Source organism: Bradyrhizobium sp. USDA 4473 (assembly GCF_054063335.1).
Window position 1 is genome coordinate 5615854 of record NZ_JBSSGE010000001.1, and the last position, 16912, is coordinate 5632765.

Below are 16912 nucleotides of genomic sequence, written 5' to 3' on the forward strand. Positions count from 1 at the left end.
CGTCAGCGCGTGCCGGAGGCGCGGGGCGCGGTCGGCCGCGTCAGCAGGGTCCGGGTCGCCGCCGTGACGTCCTGCTGGCGCATCAGGCTCTCGCCGACCAGGAAGGTCGACATCCCCACGCGCTCGAGGCGGGCGAGATCGTCCGGCGTGAAGATGCCGCTCTCGCCGACCATCAGGCGGTCGCGCGGGATCAGCGGCGCCAGCGCCTCGCTGGTCGCGAGCGTGGTCTCGAAGGTGCGCAGATTGCGGTTGTTGACGCCGATCATCGGCGAGCGAAGTTTCAAGGCGCGGTCGAGCTCGGCGCGGTCGTGGATCTCGATCAGGACGTCCATCCCGTAGGAGATCGCGGCGTCCTCGAGCTCCCCGGCCGCGGCGTCGTCGAGTGCGGCCATGATGATCAGGATGCAGTCGGCGCCATGGGCGCGCGCTTCCGCGACCTGATAGGTGTCGAACATGAAATCCTTGCGCAGCACCGGCAGATTGGTCGCCGCGCGGGCTGCGACCATGAAGTCGAGATGGCCCTGGAACGAGGGCGCATCTGTTAACACCGACAGGCACGCCGCGCCGCCGGCTTCATAGGCCTTCGCGAGATCAGGCGGATCGAAGTCAGCACGGATCAGCCCTTTCGAAGGCGAGGCCTTCTTCACTTCCGCGATCAGCGCGTAGTCGCCGCGTGCGTGCTTGTCCCTGAGCGCGCGGACGAAGCCGCGCGGGGCCGAGGCCGATTTGGCCTGCGCCTCGACCTCGGCGAGCGGACACGCGCGCTTTGCAGCGGCGATTTCCTCGCGCTTGTAAGCCTCGATCTTGGTCAGGATGTCGGACATGACTCAACGCCTTGCTTGCGCATGATCTGATTCGAAAAACCGGTTCCCACTTTTTCGGATCATGCTCACCCGTTGGAAACTGCGACCAGGTGCTTAAGCCGCGCCGCGGCAGCGCCGCTGTCGAGCGACTGCGCGCCGATCGCCACGCCTTCCCTGAGGTCCTTGGCGCGGCCGGCCACGATCAGCGCCGCGGCGGCGTTGAGCAAGGCGACGTCGCGATAGGCGCTCGGCTTACCGTTCAGCACGCTGGAGAGCGCGATCGCATTGGCATCGGCATCGCCGCCCTTCAGCGCCTCGCCGCCGACGCGGCCGAGGCCGGCGTCCTCGGGGGTGACTTCCGACGTCCTGATCTCGCCGTTCTCGAGCGTGGCAACGAAGGTCGGGCCGGTGAGGGTGATCTCGTCGAGGCCGTCGGAGCCGTGCACGACCCAGACCTTGTCGGAGCCGAGGTTCTTCAAGACCTGCGCCAGCGGCTGCACCCATTGCCGGGAGAACACGCCGACCATCTGCCGCTTGACGCCCGCCGGGTTCGACAGCGGCCCGAGCAGGTTGAAGATGGTGCGGGTGGCGAGCTCGACCCGGGTCGGGCCGACATTCTTCATCGCCGGATGATGCGCGGGCGCGAACATGAAGCCGATGCCGGCCTCCTTGACGCAGCGCCCGACCTGTTCGGGCGTCAGGTCGATCTTGACGCCGAGCGAGGCCAGCACGTCGGCCGAGCCGGAGCGCGACGACAGCGCGCGGTTGCCATGCTTGGCGACGGGGATGCCGGCGCCGGCGACGATGAAGGCCGCGCAGGTCGACACGTTGACCGAGCCGGAGCCGTCGCCGCCGGTGCCGACGATGTCGACCGCCTCGGCCGGCGCCTTGACCGGCAGCATCTTGCCGCGCATCGCGCTCACCGCGCCGGTGATCTCCTCGACGGTCTCGCCGCGCACCCGCAGCGCCATCAACAGCCCGCCCATCTGCGACGGCGTGGCGTCGCCCGACATCATGCTGTCGAAGGCGGATGCCGCTTCCTCACGCGTCAGCGTGGCGCCGGTGGCGACTTTTCCGATGATCGATTTCAGGTCGTCCATTCGCTGGCTCAGGGTCTGTTGTTGGAGCTTGATCTCCGGACAGCGCGCCGTCGCGCTGTCCGGATCATGCTCAATTATTCGCGCCTGTCACCTGTGCGAAGGCTGCCTCGTTGACGGTCACGCCGATGTCAGACTCGATCTTGCTGACATATTGCGCGACCTGCTCGTCGCTCAGCGAGCGCTTCAACGCCTCGGTGAGCTGCTTGACCTCGTTGGAGGCGAAGTCGACCGGCGGCACCGTAACGTCGGTGACGCGGAACACCACCCACTGGCTGCCGCCGGCGACCGAGGTCTGGCCGTCGCCGTCTTTGGCGGTGCGGAACGCGGCCGCGATCACGCCGGCCGGCACGTTGGGCGGCGTTGCCTCGCGGCGGAAGTTCGCCGCGGTCTCGACCTTGACGCCGGCCGCAGCCGCCTCGTCGGCGAGCTTGGCGCCGCCGTCGAGCTTCTGCACGATCTCGGTCGCCTTGGCGCGCAGCTTGGCAGATATCTGGTCCTCGCGCCATTTGGCCTCGACCTGGTCGCGCACCTCGTCGAGGGTACGCTCGCGCGACGGCGTGATGCCGAGCACGTCGTACCAGACATAGCCGTTGTTGAACGAGATCGGGTCGTTGTCGACGCCGACGTCGCTGTTGAAGGCCTGCGATACCACGTCGAGGCCGCGCGGAATGTTGGTCGCGACCTGGCCGTTCGGCAGACGTCCCGAGCGGTCGACCGCGTCGATCGTGACAGCGGCCAGTTTCAGCTTCTGCGCCGCATCGATGACGCTGGAGCCGCCGCCGCGCTCGTCTTCCATCTTGTCGCGCAGCTCGGCGACCTTGGTGCGGGCGCGCTCGGCGGCGATCTCGCTCTTCACCTGCTGCGCCATGCTCTCATAGGTCGGGGTCACGCCCGGCTCGATCTTGCCGACCTTGACCAGCGCGATGCCGAAGCGGCCCTGCACCGGCTGGCTGACGTCGCCTGCCGGCAGCGCGAAGGCGGCATCGCCGACCGCGGGGTCAAGGATCGCCGACTTCGCGACCAGGCCGAGATTGACGTCGGCCGGGTTGAGGTTGCGCTCCTTGGCGATGTCGTCGAACGAGGTGCCCGAGGCGATGCGCGCGCGGGCGGCCTGCGCCTCGCCGGCGTCCGGGAACACGATCTGCGAGACCTCGCGCTTCTCCGGTTTGCTGAGCCGGTCCTTGCGCTCCTCGAACAGCTTCTTCGCATCCTCATCCGACACCGTTTCCCACTTGCCGATTTCCTCGGGCGTGATCGCGACGAAGGCGATCTTGCGGTATTCGGGCGCGCGGAACTGGACCTTGTGGTCCTCGAAATAGGCAGCGAGCGCCTCGGGCGAGGGTGGATCGATGGTGCCGGCCTGTGCGGCACCGAGCGTGACGAAATCGATCGAGCGCTGCTCGTTCTGGAAGCGGGTCAGCGCCTCGACCATCGATTTGGTCGGCTCGATCCCGGACGAGACGGTGCCGGCGATCTGCCGCCTGAGCCCGACGCGGCGCTGCTCGGCGATGTAGCGGCCTTCGGTGTAGCCGAAATTGCGGATCACGGCCTGGAAGCGCTGCGGATCGAACTGGCCGTTGAGGCCCTTGAAGTTCGGATCGTTGTAGATCGTGCGCAGCACCTCGGCGTCGGACTGATTGAGACCCATGCGGCGCGCCTCCTCGTCGAGGGCTGCTTCCGCGAGCGTCTGCTGCAGCACCTGGCGGTCAATGCCGAAGGCGCGGGCCTGGTCCGGGGTCAGCGGACGGCCGAACTGGCGGCCAAGCTGCTGCAACCGGTCGGTATAGATCTGGCGGAACTGCTCGGCCGAAATCTCGGTCCCGCCGACCTTGGCGAAGGTCGACTGGCCAAACCCCTTGAAAATGTCGGCGATGCCCCAGATCCCGAAACTGACGATCAAAACGCCCATCACCACGGCCATAATCGTCTTGCCGAGCCAGTTTGATGAGGCTTTCCGCATTCCTCGAAGCATGGGTCCAACTTGTTTTACAGGAGGGGAACCGGTCGCGCCCAAATGGGACCGAAAGTCGGGACTTTTGGTCCGGCAGCAGGGCGTCACCGAATTGAAAACGCTTATAAAGTGGCCGAAGCCCCCCCGCAACCATGGGTGAGGGGGCGGATTGAAGCGGGTAGGCTCTTGTTCGGACGCGTTTTCTTCACGCGAACCGGTGCCCGCTTCGCTCGAAAACGCTCTGCACGCCGCGCAACGGGAGCCAAGCCGCGCTCTGGAAGTCGCCGCCTGGCTCTGATAGCGCTGACGACGCTTCGAAGATGGGAAAATCCGACATGACCGACGCCATCCGGCCGCTGATCGCCGGCAACTGGAAAATGAACGGCCTGAAATCCTCCTTTGCCGAATTTGACGCGATGCTGGCCGGCGCCGGCGACGTCGCAGGGAAGGCCGACCTGCTGGTCTGTCCGCCGGCGACGTTGGTCGGGGCGTTCGCCGACAAGGCACGCGGCTCGAAGGTTGCCGTCGGCGCCCAGGATTGCCATCCGAAGCCGTCGGGCGCCCACACCGGCGATCTCTCGGCGGAGATGTTCAAGGATCTCGGCGCGGTCGCCATCATCGTCGGCCATTCCGAGCGGCGCGCCGACCATGGCGAGTCCGACGCCTTGATTCGGCAGAAGGCGGAGGCCGTCTGGCGCGCCGGACTGACCGCGATCGTCTGCATCGGTGAGACCCGCGAGCAGCGCGATGCCGGCAAGACGCTTGATGTCTGCGGCACCCAACTTGCGGGCTCGCTGCCCGACGGCTCGACCGCGGCCAACCTGGTGGTGGCCTATGAGCCGGTCTGGGCGATCGGCACCGGCCTGACCCCGACCGCCAAAGATGTCGAGGACGTTCATCGGTTTATCCGCGGTCAGCTCACCGATCGCTTCAAGGCCGAGGGAAACAGGATCAGGATCCTCTATGGCGGCTCGGTGAAGCCGTCGAACGCGGCCGAGCTGATGGCCGTCGCCAACGTCAACGGCGCGCTGGTCGGCGGCGCCAGCCTGAAGGCCTCCGACTTCCTGGCCATCGCCGCGGGGTGTTAGGCGGACGGCGCTCCACCCACGTCATTGCGAGCGAAGCGAAGCAATCCATTTCACCGCATATGTGGATCGATGGATTGCTTCGTCGCTTCGCTCCTCGCAATGACGCCTCGGGCTAGGTTGCAGCAGCGCCGATCCGCTTCCAGTAGATCATCGTCCCCGTGAGCCCGCCATGCGGCTTCAGCGCGTAGTCCGGGATGATGCCGCTGAGCTGAAAGCCCGATCGCTCGTAGAGCGGCGCGGCGCCGTCGTCGACCGCGGTGTCGAGCACCAGCAGCGTGCGTCCGTGCTCGATCGCGAGCCGCTCGGCCGTGCGCAGCAATGCGGTCGCGACGCCGCGGTTGCGGTGGCTGGGCCGCGTCATCATTTTTGCAATTTCCGCCCGATGCGGCTGGTTCGGCGGCAGCTTGAGCAGCAGCGTCACGGTCGCGATCAGATCGTCGCCCTCGAATGCCCCGAGCACGATGCGCTCGCCGCGCGCGGCAGCGCCGAGCGAGTCCTGCCAGAACGCATTGGCATCGCCCGGCGATAGCGGATGCATGAAGCTCACGGAGCCGCCGCTGGCGACGGTCTCGATCAACAGCCCGCTGAGCGCGCTGCGAATCCCGGGCCCGTCGGCGAGCGGCTTGATCGAAAACTGCGGCATGCGTCAGCTCCGGGCCAGGGCGACCACATAGGTGCACCCGGTGTTGGTCTCGTTGGCGAAGGTGGTTTCCGCCGGCGGGCCGAAGCCGAAGCAATCGCCGCTCGCGAGCACCTGACGCGCGCCGCCTTCGGTGATCACGAGGCTGCCGCTCAAGACCCAGACCAGCTGGCGGATATGCGCGTAGGACGAGGCGGGCAGGGTGACGGATTGCTTCGGCGGCAGCTCGACCCGCACCAGCTCGACCGGATGGTCGGGACGGCTGAACACCTGGCGGCGCAGATAGCCGGTTTCCGGATCGCGCCACAGCGGCTGGGTGGCGGCGCGCGACAACCGTTCGCCCTCGCCCTCGGCGCGCAGCATCAGGCCGGCCAGCGTGAGGTCGAACGCCGAGGCGAGCCGCACCAGCACGACCGCAGTCGGGCTGACCTCGGCGCGCTCGATCTTGCTGATCGTCGCTTTCGAGACGCCGGCGCGTTCGGCAAGCTCGGCCAGCGACCAGCCGCGGCCATCCCGCTCGAGCCGGATCCGCTGCGCCAGGCGCTGGCTCAGGTTGTCTACTAAAGTATCCATACGTCGATCATAGTGGAATTGACCGGTTCCGATCAAGGGCCCCGGCGGGCGCCGTCTGTGCTGCTTGTGATGTCGGCCGTTGCGACTATCTCGGGGGTGACAATGCCCGGTGCAATCGTGTAACAGGGCGCGACTTTCACGAAACCCGCAAAGCCGATAGCGCCGTTTGTCTGGCCGCTTGGCGGCTTGTGACGGAAGGCTTGCGATGCAGACTGTCGTTATCATCATCCATCTCATGATCGTTGCCGTCATGATCGGCGCCGTGCTGCTGCAGAAATCCGAAGGCGGCGGCCTCGGCATGGGCGGCGGTGCCGGCTTCATGTCGAGCCGCGGCACCGCGAACCTGCTGACGCGGACCACCGCGATCCTCGCGGTCGGCTTCTTCGTGACCAGCCTGTTCCTGTCCTGGTACGCGGGCTACGACCGCAAGCCGAGCTCGATCATCGGCACCGGCGCGCCGGCGCAGCAGACGCAGCCGGCCAGCGGCACGCCGCTGACGCCACCGACCTCCGGCGGCATCCTCGATTCGCTGAAGAAGACCGACGAGCAGCAGGGCCAGCAGGCTCCGAGCGGTCCGCAGGCGCCACGGTCGCAATAAAGCGGGGTGGCCATGCAGGATGCGGCGCTGGCATCCTGCATCCAGAACCCCCATTAATGCTCTGAAATCGCTCTCAGTTTAACGTAACCCACAGCCCGGTGATTTGTTTGCCGGGAACAGCCGATTCGTTTTGCGAATCGCAGCAAGCGGATTAAAGGTAAAGTCCCATGGCGCGGTACATATTCATCACCGGCGGCGTGGTCTCCTCGCTCGGCAAGGGTCTGGCTTCAGCGGCGCTCGGCGCTCTGCTGCAGGCCAGAGGCTACAAAGTCCGCCTTCGCAAGCTCGATCCCTATCTCAACCTCGATCCCGGAACGATGTCGCCGTATCAGCACGGCGAAGTGTTCGTCACCGACGACGGCGCCGAGACCGATCTCGATCTCGGCCATTACGAGCGTTTCACCGGTCGTCCGGCCACCAAGGCCGACAACATCACGACCGGGCGGATCTATCAGGACATCATCACCAAGGAGCGCCGCGGCGATTATCTCGGCGCCACCATCCAGGTGGTCCCGCACGTCACCAACGCGATCAAGGAATTCGTGCTGTCGGGTAACGACGAGTACGATTTCGTGCTGGTAGAGATCGGCGGCACCGTCGGCGACATCGAGGGCCTGCCGTTCTTCGAGGCGATCCGCCAACTCAAGAACGAGCTGCCGCGCGATCATGCCGTCTACATTCATCTGACGCTTCTGCCGTACATTCCAAGTGCCGGCGAACTCAAGACAAAGCCGACGCAGCACTCGGTCAAGGAGCTGCGCTCGATCGGCATCCAGCCCGACATCCTGCTGTGCCGCACCGACCGCGAGATTCCGAAGGAAGAGCGGCGCAAGCTCGGCCTGTTCTGCAACGTGCGCGAGAGCGCCGTGATCGAGGCGCGCGACGTCGACAATATCTATGCGGTGCCGGAGGCCTATCACGCCGCCGGCCTCGACGACGAGGTGCTGGCCGCGTTCGGCATCACCGCGAAGATTCCGCCGGCGCTGCAGAGCTGGAACGTGATCAACGAGCGCGTCCGCAATCCGGAAGGCGCGGTGACGATCGCGATCGTCGGCAAGTACACCGGCATGAAGGACGCCTACAAATCGCTGATCGAGGCGCTCTCGCATGGCGGCATCGCAAACAAGGTGAAGGTCAATCTCGACTGGATCGAGAGCGAGGTGTTCGAGAACGAGGACCCGGCGCCGTTCCTCGAGCACGTCAACGGGATCCTGGTGCCCGGCGGCTTCGGCCAGCGCGGCGCCGAGGGCAAGATCCGCGCGGCGCAGTTCGCGCGCGAACGCGACGTGCCGTATTTCGGCATCTGTTTCGGCATGCAGATGGCCGTCATCGAGGCGGCGCGCAATCTGGTCGGCATCGAGGAGGCCAACTCGACCGAGTTCGGCCCCACCAAGGAGCCGTTGGTCGGCCTGATGACGGAATGGCTGCGCGGTAACGAGCTCGAAAAGCGCTCGCAGAGCGGCGATCTCGGCGGCACGATGCGGTTAGGGGCCTATCCTGCGGCGCTGAACCGCGGCAGCCGGGTCTCGCAGGTCTATGGCGGTGCGACCGAAATCTCCGAGCGGCATCGCCATCGCTACGAGGTCAACACCGCCTACAAGGACCGGCTCGAGCAGCACGGCCTGCGCTTCTCCGGCATGTCGCCCGACGGTGTGCTGCCGGAGATCGTCGAATACGAGGACCATCCCTGGTTCATCGGCGTCCAGTTCCATCCCGAACTGAAGTCGCGCCCGTTCGAACCGCACCCGCTGTTCGCGTCGTTCATCGAGGCGGCGGCGAAGCAGAGCCGGCTGGTTTAAAGCCTCGATCAGCTGCGCCGTCAGACGGCGGCGCAGTCCTCGCTGGCCCGGCGTTCTTTCTTGATCGGTAAGACATCTGCACCGGGCGCCGGCGCGGCGTCGCGCGTCATCAATCTGTGTTGCGGGCGCCTCGTCAGCCGGTAGACTGCGGCCGGCGGCACGTTGAGGATGGCGCGGTCGACCAGCGTGGCGCGCAGGCCGAGCCGGTCGAGGATCGGCCGCCGCACCGGACAACGCATGCCGTAGGTGAATTGATAGAAGGCGCCGCCGGGACGCAGATAGCTGAACGCGCCGCCGACGATCGCCATCACCTTGCGCGGCGACATGTTGAGCAGCGGCAGTCCGCTGACCACGGCGCCGACCGGCGCGCCGTCGTAGAGCCGTTCCGAGGCCAGCCGCGCCGCGTCCATCCACAGCACGCGCGCGCCGGGGAAACGCAGCTGCAACAGCCGCATGAAATCCGAGCCGTATTCGATCAGCGTGAGATCCTGCTGGCGCACGCCACGCTTCAGCAGCTGGTAGGTGAACGCGCCGGTGCCCGGTCCGAGCTCCAGCACCGGGCCGGTGTTAGCGGTGATGTCGCGTGTGATCAGTTCGGCGAGCGCTGTGCCCGACGGCGCGATGGCGCCGACGCGGCCGGGGGCTGCCATCCACGCCGTGAAGAAAGACAGGAGATCATGTGACATTGGGATTCCCAGCAAAGTATCGCGGCGCTTCGACTCAGATGCGAAGCGTGATGCGTTGTTTGCGGGAGCTGCATTGCGAGAACATTGCGCAACATTGTGCGCATCACGACAGCAACGGCGCCGGCGGTAAGGTGAGACGGAAGCACGCGCCGCCCTTCGGGCCGTCGAGCACGGAGACGTGACCGCCATGCAGCCTTGCGATCTCACGCACCATGTTGAGACCGAGACCGGCGCCGCGGTCGAGCGGTGCGAGGCGGTAGAACGGATCGAAGATCCGCGCGCGCTGGTCCTGCGGAATGCCGTCGCCTTCGTCTGATACATCGATGGTCGCGGCGCTGCCGACGTGGATCGTGATGGTGCCACGGCGGCCGCCATGCTGGATGGCGTTCTGCACGAGGTTGGTCAGCGCGCGCTCCAGCGCAGCACGGTCGCCAAGCGTTTCGACCCGGTCGGTTGCGGTTTCGAGCGATAGTTCGTAGCCAGCCGCGATCGCGAGCGGCGCGAGATCGGCCGCGACATTGCGCGCGACCGCGACGAGATCGACCCGCACGAACGGGTTGCGGCACTGGTCGAAGCGCTGGATGTCGAGCAACTGCTCGGCGAGGGTCGCAAGCCGCGCCGAATCCTCCAGCAGGCGGGTTTTCTCGGGGCCCGGAGGCAGGGATTCCAGCCGCGTGTTGAGGATCGCGATCGGCGTGCGCAATTCGTGCGCCGCGTCGGCGACGAAGCGCTGATGGCGCGAATAGCCGTCGTCGAGCCGCTTCAGCGCATCGTTGACGGCGGTCACCAGTGGGGCAACTTCGAGCGGCAGATGCTCCGCCGACAGCCGGCTGCCGCGCTGGCGGAAATCGATCCGGCGTGCTTCGTCGGCCGCGGTGTCGAGGCCGGCAAAGGCTCGCCTGATCACCATCGGCGTTGCCACGAAGGTCGCCGCGGCCATCAGCATCAGGCCGGGCAGGGCGACGGCGAGAAACGCCAGCGAGGTGGCGAGCACCGTCTTGGCGCGCGTCATCGGTCCTTGCGTGGCCGTCATCACCTGAACCGGTCCGGCATCGGTGTTGACGCGCTTCATGCGGGCCGGCGGCTTGCGCGGGTCGTCCTCGAACATCTGCCAGCCGAGCCGCGCCTGGCTGATCTGGTCGAGCGCATCACCGATCCTGGCAAACTCGTTCGGCACCGCACCTTCCGACAGTGAATGGCCCTGCCGGTCGCGCACCACGAACCAGAGGTCGGGCGTGTTCTCGCGCAGCTCCTTCAGATCCGGTGTCGGGCGCAGCATCAAGCCGCCTTGAGGATCGCGCGCGAGCGCACCCTGCACGATGCCGATGACGTGGTCCTCGTCGCGCGGCACGAGCAGGATGCCGGAGGCGCACAGGCCCGCGATCAGCAGGATGACGAGCAGGGCGAGCAGGGCTGCCTGCAACGTCACCAGCCACCAGCTCAGTTTGGAGCGCAGGCAATAGTGATCGGCCGCCTCGCTCATGACGTCTGCTTCAGGAGGTAGCCGACGCCGCGGATGCTGTGGATCTCGACGCCGGCATCGGCGTCGGCAAGCTTGCGCCGCAGGCGCGAGACATGGGCGTCGAGCGCGTTGGACTGGATCTCGTCCTCGAAATTGTAGACGGCTTCCTCCAGCGTCGCGCGCAGCACGGTGCGGCCCATGCGACGCAGCAGGGTCTCCAGCACCAGCAGCTCGCGCCGCGGCAGCTCGAGCGGGCGGCCGTCGACGCTGGCCTCGCGATGGCCGCAATCGAAGGCCACGCGGCCGGCCTTGATGATCTCGAGCTGGAGGCCGGCGGGCCGGCGCAGCACGGCGCGCAGCCGCGCCAGCAGTTCCTCGACCGCGAAGGGTTTGGCCAGATAATCGTCAGCGCCTGAGTCGAGGCCGGTGATGCGGTCGGCGAGGTCGCCGCGCGCGGTCAGCACGATGATCGGCACGCCGTCCGCCTTGGCGCGTAATTTCGGGATCAGCGTGAGCCCGTCGCCGTCTGGAAGCTGGCGGTCGAGCAGCACCGCGCCATGGACATCGGCGGAAATCGCTTCCTCGGCCTCGGCAAGGTTCGGCACATGGTCGACCACCATGTCATAGCCCTTCAGGGCCTGCGACAGCGCCGCCGCCATCTCGGCCTCGTCTTCGACCAGCAATATCCGCATGTGCTTTGGGTCCAGATCCCGAAGGGCTGCTTTTAAGGCAAGTAACATTGCAACAACATTGCGGAAATGGCCGCCTGCGGCGAGCAGGGGTGCCATGTTGTCACTCCCTCAAGACAGTCCGGAACCGAGTAGCTATAACCGCCCCCGCAAACAATTCTGGGGAGTACCGCCAATGATCTACGAGACCCGCGTCTATCGCTGTCTGCCGGGCCGGCTGCCGGCGCTGCTCAAGCGTTTCGAGACCATCACGCTGAAACTGTGGGAGAAGCACGGCATCAAGCAGGCTGGCTTCTTCACGACGCTGGTCGGCGAATCCAACCAGGAACTGACCTATCTGCTCGCTTGGGAATCGCTCGCCGAGCGCGACAAGAAGTGGACCGCGTTCACGACCGATCCGGAATGGATCAGCGCGCGCGCCAAGACCGAGGAGGACGGCCAGATCGTTCTCAACATCGTCAACCAGCTCCTGGTGCCGACGTCGTTCTCAGCGGTCAAGTGATGCGGTGGCCGTCAGGGGCACGATGACGAGGCCTCGTCGTGCCGCAGCTCCTTATTGCGGGCAGCCCGAGGTCTGATCGCCCTGGGTCACCATCGGCTTGCCGTTGATGAAGACGCCGTGACTGCCTGAGGTGGTCTTGCCGCCGCAATGCGTGCGGTCGCCCATCACGACCGCCGGCTTGCCGTTGATCAGCACGTTGGGCACGCCTTCGACCAGCGGGCCGCCATTGCTGGTGGTGTCTCCGCTGCGCGCCGCCGGCTTGCCGTTGATGGTGACGCCGGCGGCGCCGCTGGTGACGACCCCGGGCAGGCTGCTGGCCTGGCCATAGGCCAGGCCGGACATCGCCGACGAGGCGACAAAGGCTCCGATCATCAACAGGCGCATGTCATCCTCATTGGGACTCTGTTCCGCTCAATCTACAGGGGCGGATGGGGCAGGATTGTGATAGCACGGCCCACCCACGGCGTCAGCGCAACCCCCTCATCGTGCGGGATGGCTTGATCCCTCCCGTGTGGGATTGCATGGTCGCAGGCCAATAAGGATGCAGCATTTTGACCAATCAGGTTTCCGCGCCAGCCGCGCCGATCGTTGCCGTTGGATCGGCCAAATTCGGCAACGCCTTGCCGCTACAGATCATCGCCGGTCCCTGCCAGCTCGAGAGCCGCGCGCACGCGCTTGAAGTGGCCTCGGCGCTGAAGGAGATCGCGGCCAGGCTCAAGATCGGTCTGGTGTACAAGACCTCGTTCGACAAGGCGAACCGGACCAGCGCATCGGCGGCGCGCGGCATCGGACTGAAGCAGGCGCTGCCGATCTTCGCCGAAATCCGTTCGTCGCTCGGGCTCTCTGTGCTGACCGATGTGCATGAACCCGACCAGTGCGCGGAGGCGGCCCAGGCGGTCGACGTGTTGCAGATCCCGGCGTTCCTGTGCCGGCAGACCGATCTCTTGCTGGCCGCGGCCGCGACCGGCAAGGCCGTCAACGTCAAGAAGGGCCAGTTCCTGGCACCGTGGGACATGACGAACGTGGTCAGCAAGATCACGGGCGCCGGCAACGCCAATGTGCTGGTCACCGAGCGGGGCGCGTCGTTCGGCTACAACACGCTGGTGTCCGACATGCGCGCGCTGCCGATCCTGTCGCGCACGACCGGCGCGCCCGTGATCTTCGACGCCACCCATTCGGTGCAGCAGCCCGGCGGCAAGGGCACTTCGTCGGGCGGCGAGCGCGAATTCGTGCCGGTGCTGGCGCGCGCGGCGGTCGCGGTCGGGGTTGCCGGCGTCTTCATCGAGACCCATCCCGATCCGGATCATGCGCCGTCCGATGGACCCAACATGGTGCCGCTGCGGGAGTTCGAATCCCTCGTCAAGCGGCTGATGCAGTTCGACGTGCTCGCCAAGACGGCAGCCTGACCGGCGGACAACGACATGACCGCAACCAGCGGCATGCCGCCGGCCCTCAACGTGATTACGCTGGCGACCTTCGCGGCGAGCCTGTCGGTGCGCGCGCTCGATCCGGTGCTGCCGCATGTCGCGGATGATTTCGGCGTCAGCATCGCGACCGCGGCGAGCTTTGCCGCGGTGTTCGCCTTCACCTTTGCCGCGGTCCAGCCGGCGATCGGCGCCGCCGCCGATCTGTTCGGCAAGGCGCGGCTGATGACGATCTGCCTCGGGCTGCTCGGCGTTGCCAACATCCTCGGCGCGCTCTCGACCTCGTTTCCGATGCTGTTCGTGACCCGCATCCTCGCCGGCGTCGGCTCGGGCGGCGTGTTTCCGGTGGCGCTGTCGTTGACCAGCGATCTCGTCGGCCCGGACAAGCGGCAGCTCGCGATCGGACGGACGCTGGCGGGCTCGATGACCGGCAATCTGCTCGGCGCCACGGCCTCGGGCCTGATCGGCGATCTGCTCGGCTGGCGCGGCGTGCTTGCGGTGCTCGGCGGCCTCGTGATCGTCGTTGCGCTGGCGGTCGCAGCCGGCTTCCGCGGCGCCGAGCTGAACCGGCCGCCGCGCACCAGCCTGAAGGCGCTGCGCCACGGCTATCGCACCATCTTCACCAACCCGAACGCGCGGATCTGCTATTCGGCGGTTTTCGTCGAGGGCTGCTGCGTGCTCGGCCTGTTTCCCTTCATCGCCTCGTTCCTGTTCGAGCTCGGCGAGACCTCGCTGTCGATCGCCGGCATCGTGATCGCGGGCTTTGCGATCGGCGGATTGCTCTACACGCTGACGGTGGCGCGCCTGCTGCCGATGATCGGGGTGAGGGGGATGATGATCGTTGGCGCGACGCTGGTCGCGATCCAGCTGGTCGGCGTCGCCTTCGGGCCGCACTGGAAGCTGCAGATGGCGGGCCTCCTGGTGATGGGCCTCGGCTTCTACATGATCCATGGCTGCCTGCAGGTGTTCGCCAGCGAGCTGTCGGTCGAGGCGCGCGCCACCGCGCTGTCGCTGCACTCGTTCTTCTTCTTCATGGGCCAGACCGTCGGCCCGATCGCCTACGGTTTCGGCTTGCAACACGCCGGCAAGACCGCGACGCTGGTCTCGGCGGGCGCGGTGATGGTCGTGCTCGGCTTCATCTGCGCAAGATTCCTCAAACAGCGGGCGCCAGCCGACGCGCATGCAGGGACCTGAGTGGGGGCTGCGAGGCATCCACGCCTCAATGGCTGCTCCCGGCCGCTATTGGTTCCCGCCCGACCCGGCGGACAATGCCGTAATCGCCAAAGGCTGCTGTCCGTTCACCGGACGCCACCACAGGAGGTATGGCTGGATCGGGTAACCCCCGATTAACTGTACCTATTTACTTTACGGCTAGCCGTCGGCTGGTCCGGAGTCTTGTTGTGACGGTCGGGTTGGAGTTTGTAATGACCGCTCAGCAGGCAGACAGCAGCAAGGCAATCAGCGCCATTCTGCGCGGGGGGGCTGGATCGGTTCGGGACGGCGTCGACTTCAAGGACGTGACGGGCATTCTGCTCCGGCGCAAGGGCTGGATTTTCGGAGTGGCTGCGGCCTTCTGTGCGGTGGCGACGATCTATCTCGCGATCGCTCGGCCGATCTACACCGCGACCGCAGAGGTCTATGTCGATCCGCGCGACCGCACAACGCCGAAGGAAGAGCCTGCGGTGCAGAACTCCGTGCCCGGCGACGGCTTGCTGCTTGTTGAAAGCCAGTTGAAAATAATCACGTCCGGCGAAGTGCTGACGCGCGTCGTCGATGACATGAAGCTGGCTGACAATCCGGATTTCAATGGCCGGAGCGGCCTCTCGGCGACGATCAGGGCTCTGCTCGGATTGTCGCGGAATGAATCCCCCGAACTGGTTGCCTTGCGCAATCTGCGCCTGAACACGGTCGTCAAGCGCAACGACCGTTCATTCGTCATCGATATCATGGTTTCGGCCAGGACACCGGAGCTGGCAGCCAAGCTCACCAATGCCGTGGCCAATGCCTTCCTCGAAGGGCAGGCCAGCGCGAACGCAAATTTCAACCGGCGCATTTCGGATGCGATCACGTCGCAGCTGGACCGGATGCGTGCTGCCGTCAACCAATCGGAGCAGGCCGTCGCTGCCTACAAGGCAGCCAATAACCTGGTCGGCGCGCGAAACAGATTGGTGACCGAACAGGAGCTCGACGAGGCCAATACCCAGCTGACCAGTGCGAAGACCCGGCTGAACGAGGCGCTGGCACGCGTCAAGCTGATTGAATCGATCGAGGCTGGCGGCGCGCAGTTGGAGGCCTTGCCGGAAGCCGTCCAGTCCGCGACGATCGCGCAGCTTCGGGCCCGCGCGGCGGATGTTTCCCGCGACGAAGCGCAACTGGCGCTGATCAATGGACCCAATCATCCCGCCCTGCGGGCCGCGCGCGCCCAGCTCCATGACGTGCAGGTCGCGATCAAGAACGAAGTCAGGCTGATCGCCGAGGCGGTCCGAAACGTGGCCGCCGGCGAGCGAACAAACGTCCAGACCCTCCAGGCGCGTTTCGATGCATTGAAGAAGCTCTCGGAAAACAACGAAAAGGTCATGGTGCCGCTGCGCGAGCTCGAGCGTAAGGCGGACTCCGATCGTTCCCTCTACGAGACCTTTCTTGCGAAAGCCAAGACGGCGGGCGTGCAGGAGGTTATCGACACCACCAATATCAGGCTGATCTCGCAAGCGTCGCCGCCGGATCGCAAGAGCTGGCCGCCGACCGCGATCATCATGGCGGCAGCGTTGTTCGGTGGTCTTAGTCTGGGCATCGTCCTGGCCCTGGCGCGCGAAGGTTTCGATCCTGGGGACAGGGAGGCACCAAACCCGAATACGAGGCGCGTAAGGGTGCCACCGCCGGTGCAGCCGGAGGCCAGCCATCCCGTCAGAGCGGACCGGCAAATGGGCGGCCAAGTCCGACTGGACGATTTTGCGGCAGAACTGCTTGGCGCACCCTCGGGGCATTCCGTGCTGCTGGTCCGCGCCTCGTCCGAGGCCTCGCTCGATCTGGCGGCGCTGGAACTGGCACGTTCGGTCGACGCCGCAGGGCAGAAGGTAATCGTCATCGATGCCGATCTGGCGCGCCATCCCGTGACGTCGCGGTTACGTTTCGCCCAGCGCCCGGGCATCCGCGATGTGCTGGCGGGCAAATCGACGATCGAGCGGGCAGCCCACGCATTGGGAAAAACCAACATTCGGATCGTTCCGGTCGGCGTAACGACATTGGCTTCGCCGGACCATCAGATGCGCTATTTGCTCTCGACTGCCTTGAAGGAGGCACGCAGCTTCGATCGCGTCGTCATCGACGGTGGGGAGCTGGGCGGGACGCCGTCCGAATTGGGGCTTTACGCCATGGCTGACGAGGTGATCTTCCTGGAATCTCCGAGAGGCGCCAGGACGGATGATGCGCAGGTTCTGGCCGAGTTGCTGAAGCACAATCAAATCAAGGCCAGATCCGTCATTGTCGATTCCGATCCCGAAACAGTGGCGGCATGAGTCCCAACAGCCGCGTTTGCGATGATGGAATCACGCTCCCGCGTGCAGCGTCGTCTGGCGGAACGATCAGACTGAGGTTGCC

16 protein-coding genes are annotated in these 16912 nt (G+C 66.1%); 7 read left to right on the plus strand and 9 right to left on the minus strand.

Going from position 1 to position 16912, the window contains the following annotated elements:
- Positions 1-2 precede the first annotated feature (2 nt).
- The 3 genes from trpC to ACVW17_RS26520 form a co-directional block, all read right to left on the minus strand.
- A complete protein-coding gene (gene trpC, locus ACVW17_RS26510; protein ID WP_456754643.1) occupies positions 3-824 on the minus strand; it encodes an indole-3-glycerol phosphate synthase TrpC in 822 nt (273 codons plus the stop codon).
- 65 nt (positions 825-889) lie between these two features.
- The gene (trpD, locus tag ACVW17_RS26515) at positions 890-1903 is read right to left on the minus strand and encodes an anthranilate phosphoribosyltransferase (RefSeq protein WP_456754644.1); all 1014 of its coding nucleotides are present in this window, start codon (positions 1901-1903) and stop codon (positions 890-892) included.
- 70 nt (positions 1904-1973) lie between these two features.
- Entirely contained in the window at positions 1974-3875 is a 1902-nt protein-coding gene (locus ACVW17_RS26520; protein ID WP_456798023.1) for a peptidyl-prolyl cis-trans isomerase, read from the minus strand.
- A gap of 314 nt (positions 3876-4189) precedes the next feature.
- On the opposite strand from ACVW17_RS26520, the gene tpiA reads away from it, so the two are divergent.
- Positions 4190-4942, plus strand: a complete 753-nt coding sequence (gene tpiA, locus ACVW17_RS26525) for a triose-phosphate isomerase (RefSeq protein WP_456754646.1) — start codon at positions 4190-4192, stop codon at positions 4940-4942.
- A 112-nt stretch (positions 4943-5054) separates the two neighbouring features.
- Here the strand turns inward: tpiA and ACVW17_RS26530 are convergent, their stop codons facing one another.
- Positions 5055-5585: a GNAT family N-acetyltransferase gene (locus ACVW17_RS26530; protein WP_456754647.1), complete on the minus strand. Its 531-nt coding sequence runs from the start codon at positions 5583-5585 to the stop codon at positions 5055-5057.
- A 3-nt stretch (positions 5586-5588) separates the two neighbouring features.
- Entirely contained in the window at positions 5589-6155 is a 567-nt protein-coding gene (locus tag ACVW17_RS26535; protein WP_456754648.1) for a helix-turn-helix domain-containing protein, read from the minus strand.
- A 205-nt stretch (positions 6156-6360) separates the two neighbouring features.
- Here ACVW17_RS26535 and secG point away from each other — a divergent pair, with 205 nt between their 5' ends.
- Both secG and ACVW17_RS26545 read left to right on the plus strand, forming a co-directional pair.
- The gene (secG, locus tag ACVW17_RS26540) at positions 6361-6753 is read left to right on the plus strand and encodes a preprotein translocase subunit SecG (RefSeq protein ID WP_456754649.1); all 393 of its coding nucleotides are present in this window, start codon (positions 6361-6363) and stop codon (positions 6751-6753) included.
- A gap of 167 nt (positions 6754-6920) precedes the next feature.
- Complete coding sequence (locus ACVW17_RS26545; RefSeq protein WP_456754650.1) at positions 6921-8552, plus strand: CTP synthase; 1632 nt, start codon at positions 6921-6923, stop codon at positions 8550-8552.
- 20 nt (positions 8553-8572) lie between these two features.
- Here the strand turns inward: ACVW17_RS26545 and ACVW17_RS26550 are convergent, their stop codons facing one another.
- From ACVW17_RS26550 to ACVW17_RS26560, 3 genes are all read right to left on the minus strand, one after another.
- Positions 8573-9238, minus strand: a complete 666-nt coding sequence (locus tag ACVW17_RS26550) for a class I SAM-dependent methyltransferase (protein ID WP_456754651.1) — start codon at positions 9236-9238, stop codon at positions 8573-8575.
- Positions 9239-9341: 103 nt separating this feature from the next.
- Positions 9342-10721, minus strand: a complete 1380-nt coding sequence (locus ACVW17_RS26555; protein ID WP_456754652.1) for a sensor histidine kinase — start codon at positions 10719-10721, stop codon at positions 9342-9344.
- Positions 10718-11392: a response regulator transcription factor gene (locus tag ACVW17_RS26560; protein WP_456798024.1), complete on the minus strand. Its 675-nt coding sequence runs from the start codon at positions 11390-11392 to the stop codon at positions 10718-10720. Before ACVW17_RS26560 ends, ACVW17_RS26555 begins: the two co-directional genes overlap by 4 nt.
- A 172-nt stretch (positions 11393-11564) precedes the next feature.
- Between ACVW17_RS26560 and ACVW17_RS26565 the strand changes: the two genes are divergently transcribed.
- Positions 11565-11891, plus strand: coding sequence for an NIPSNAP family protein (locus ACVW17_RS26565; RefSeq protein ID WP_456754654.1), 327 nt, complete (start codon positions 11565-11567; stop codon positions 11889-11891).
- A gap of 51 nt (positions 11892-11942) precedes the next feature.
- On the opposite strand, the gene ACVW17_RS26570 is transcribed toward ACVW17_RS26565, so the two are convergent.
- A complete protein-coding gene (locus tag ACVW17_RS26570) occupies positions 11943-12275 on the minus strand; it encodes a PAAR domain-containing protein (RefSeq protein ID WP_456754655.1) in 333 nt (110 codons plus the stop codon).
- 167 nt (positions 12276-12442) lie between these two features.
- On the opposite strand from ACVW17_RS26570, the gene kdsA reads away from it, so the two are divergent.
- The 3 genes from kdsA to ACVW17_RS26585 all read left to right on the plus strand — a co-directional run bounded on the left by kdsA (position 12443) and on the right by ACVW17_RS26585 (position 16830).
- Positions 12443-13297 carry a 3-deoxy-8-phosphooctulonate synthase gene (gene kdsA / locus ACVW17_RS26575; RefSeq protein ID WP_456754656.1) on the plus strand — a complete coding sequence of 285 codons (855 nt, stop codon included), beginning with the start codon at positions 12443-12445 and terminating at the stop codon, positions 13295-13297.
- Between the two features lie 15 nt (positions 13298-13312).
- Complete coding sequence (locus ACVW17_RS26580; protein ID WP_456754657.1) at positions 13313-14509, plus strand: MFS transporter; 1197 nt, start codon at positions 13313-13315, stop codon at positions 14507-14509.
- A gap of 230 nt (positions 14510-14739) precedes the next feature.
- Positions 14740-16830 (plus strand): GumC family protein, encoded by a 2091-nt coding sequence (locus tag ACVW17_RS26585; protein WP_456754658.1) that lies wholly within the window; start codon positions 14740-14742, stop codon positions 16828-16830.
- Positions 16831-16912 lie beyond the last annotated feature (82 nt).